Here is a 557-nt window from a genome sequence, read left to right on the forward strand (position 1 = left end):
TGGAAAATCATGTTGTCGAGACGATAGTCGCCGTGGACGATCGAGACGCGCGCCTGCTCCGGCACGGTCTTGGGCAACCATTCGGCCACCTTCTCGAACTCTGGAATGTGCTGGGTTTCGGACGCGCGGTACTGCTTGGTCCAGCGGTCGATCTGGCGGGCAAAATAGTTGCCTGGCTTGCCGAAATCCCCGAGGCCGATCGCAGCAGGATCGTACATATGGAGCTTGGCCAGCGTCTCGATCTTGTTGGTGAAGATCTTCCGGCGCGTATCGTTGTCCTGGCTCGGCAACGTCGGATCCCAGAACACGCGTCCTTCCTCCATCGACATGATGTAGAAGGCAGCACCAATGACGCCGTCGTCCTGGCACAGCGCATAGGCGCGCGCGACCGGAAAGCTCTGCTTTCCGAGGGCGGTGATGACGCGGTATTCGCGGTCGACCGCATGCGCCGACGGCAGCAATTTGCCGAACGGTTTTCGGCGCATCACGTAGGAGTGGTTCGGCGTGTTGAGGCGATAGGTCGGGTTGGACTGGCCGCCCTTGAACTGGAGGACGAC

General features: G+C 60.7%; 1 protein-coding gene. It reads right to left on the reverse strand.

Annotated features, from left to right (window positions below; translation table 11 throughout):
• Window positions 1–557: phosphotransferase family protein (locus tag AC0L2O_RS36335; protein WP_473373142.1), on the reverse strand; the 557-nt coding region annotated here is incomplete at both ends.

Source organism: Bradyrhizobium sp. Kon10 (assembly GCF_055807395.1).